At 36.7% G+C, this 2,013-nt stretch carries 4 protein-coding genes; 3 read left to right on the top strand and 1 reads right to left on the bottom strand.

Annotated elements, in window-relative coordinates; genetic code table 11:
• Window positions 1-49 precede the first annotated feature (49 nt).
• The gene (locus ACY65O_RS10375; RefSeq protein ID WP_462220783.1) at window positions 50-211 is read right to left on the bottom strand and encodes a hypothetical protein; all 162 of its coding nucleotides are present in this window, start codon (window positions 209-211) and stop codon (window positions 50-52) included.
• A 14-nt stretch (window positions 212-225) separates the two neighbouring features.
• Here ACY65O_RS10375 and ACY65O_RS10370 point away from each other — a divergent pair, with 14 nt between their 5' ends.
• The 3 genes from ACY65O_RS10370 to ACY65O_RS10360 form a co-directional block, all read left to right on the top strand.
• The gene (locus ACY65O_RS10370; RefSeq protein ID WP_462220782.1) at window positions 226-669 is read left to right on the top strand and encodes a MaoC family dehydratase; all 444 of its coding nucleotides are present in this window, start codon (window positions 226-228) and stop codon (window positions 667-669) included.
• Window positions 670-675: 6 nt separating this feature from the next.
• Complete coding sequence (locus tag ACY65O_RS10365; protein ID WP_462220781.1) at window positions 676-1,842, top strand: ABC transporter substrate-binding protein; 1,167 nt, start codon at window positions 676-678, stop codon at window positions 1,840-1,842.
• Window positions 1,839-2,013: CoA transferase (locus ACY65O_RS10360; protein ID WP_462220784.1), on the top strand; the 175-nt coding region annotated here is incomplete at its 3' end. The genes ACY65O_RS10365 and ACY65O_RS10360, both read left to right, overlap by 4 nt.

Here is a 2,013-nt window from a genome sequence, read left to right as displayed (position 1 = left end):
AATATCGGGCAGCTTGGTTTTAATTTGAAGTTCTGTTTTGCAGGTGTTTTTAAGAACCCAGCTTTGCAGGCATAAGATTATTAAACGGTTGTACTGACGGATGAATTTGCTGTATAATTTCTGGTGATACATTAAATAACTCATCTGCTTTATTTTCCGAAATGTTCATTTGCCTGTTAATATACGGTGCTGCATAATCATCAAACTGCATGGCTCAAGTTTCACATGTTTATAAAGAAAAATTTTGAAGAGTTTGAATTGGGTTACACCCGTTGTACAAAAGAGCGAACTGTTACTGCTGCAGATTTAGATTTTCATGCAAAAGAATCAGGCGATTATTTTCCGCACCACATGGATGAAGAATGGTGTAAAACACAACCTTTTAAAAAACGTATAGCCCACGGCACATTAATTTTTACACTGGCAATTGGATTAACAGCCGATTTTGTAAACGAAGCTGCAATGACTTACGGCTACGACAGGTTGCGTTTTCTTAAGCCCGTTTTTATTGGGGATACTTTAAAAGTTACCGTAACAATTAAAGATAAAAAAGATCATAAAAAACCGGTCTATGGTTTAGCAACAGAAATGGTGGAAACTTTTAATCAGCACAACGAATTGGTAATGGTTTGCGAACACATTTTGTTAGTGAATAAAAAAGAAGTGTAAACAACAATGGCTGCAATTATTTTAAAAGGTATAACATGGGGGCACAGCAGGGGAATTACACCATTGCTTGCCGCATCGCAGCGCTATAACGAATTGCACCCGGATGCAGAAATACAATGGACAAAAAGAACTTTGCAGGAGTTTGCAGATTTTCCAATTGAAAAATTAACTGAACAATACGATTTATTAATTATCGATCATCCGTGGGTGGGTTGTGCAGCTGCCACTAATTGTGTATTGCCCCTGGATGAATATTTACCAGCAGCATATCTACAGGATCAATTAGAAAATTCTGTGGGCCATTCTCACGAAAGTTATAATTATAACAATAAACAATGGGCATTGGCTATTGACGCAGCCACACCTGCTGCAAGCTGCAGAAAAGATTTACTCGATAAAAATAATATCACTGTTCCTGCAACGTGGCAGGATGTAATTGATCTAGCAAAAAAAGGAAAAGTAGCAGTGCCGGCAATACCCATTGATCTGTTAATGAACTTTTATACTTTTTGTGTTGCACATGGTAAAAAGCCTTTTCAAAATAAGGAAGAAGTTATTGATGAGCAAACAGGAATGCATGCCATTGAAACTATGAAGGAATTATATTCTTTAACAGATAAAAAAATGTTTACCTGCAACCCCATTGCTGTTGCAGAGTTAATGAGTACCTCAGATGATTTCTGGTATTGCCCCTTTGCTTATTGTTATTCTAATTATTCAAGAAAAGGGTATGCAAAAAATGTATTGCAATATTATGATGTGGTTTCTTTTAACGGAAAAAAATTACAAACAACTATTGGAGGAACAGGGTTATCCATATCAGCATTTAGTAAACATAAAGCTATAGCGGTTGATTTTGCTCAATGGCTCGTATCAGGCGAAATGCAACAAACATTTTATGTACAGCATGGCGGGCAACCGGGGCACCGCAAAGCATGGCTTAATGCAGACACCAATCATCTTACCAATAATTTTTTTAAAAATGTTTTACCGGTAATGGATAACAGTTATGTACGGCCGAGGTATAATAGTTATTTACATTTTCAGGATAATGCAGGTTTGCCTTTGCAAAAATGCATTATGCAAAATTTAAATGCTGTTACTGCATTACAGGAAATAAATAAAATTTATCAGCAAAGCCTTATTCACCAAAAAACAACTATTGCTGTATGATGGATTTGCCATTACAAGGATTAACAGTGCTGGAGTTCAGTCAATATCTTTCCGGGCCTTCGGCAGGTTTGCGTTTGGCTGATTTAGGTGCAAGGGTTATTAAAATTGAAAGGCCGCATAAAGGTGATGCCGGCCGAAAACTGGCTATTAAAAATTTATGGGTAGATGATA

The sequence above is a fragment of the Ferruginibacter sp. genome, assembly GCF_031430955.1.
Classification (GTDB): Bacteria; Bacteroidota; Bacteroidia; order Chitinophagales; family Chitinophagaceae; genus Ferruginibacter.
The sequence above is the reverse complement of the archived record's forward strand: the minus strand, read 5'-3'. Positions and strand labels throughout refer to the sequence as shown.

Coding starts and splice junctions, on each gene's coding strand:
- ACY65O_RS10375 (WP_462220783.1), bottom strand. CDS start 211: ATGCAGTTTGATGATTATGCAGCACCGTATATTAACAGGCAAATGAAC.
- ACY65O_RS10370 (WP_462220782.1), top strand. CDS start 226: ATGTTTATAAAGAAAAATTTTGAAGAGTTTGAATTGGGTTACACCCGT.
- ACY65O_RS10365 (WP_462220781.1), top strand. CDS start 676: ATGGCTGCAATTATTTTAAAAGGTATAACATGGGGGCACAGCAGGGGA.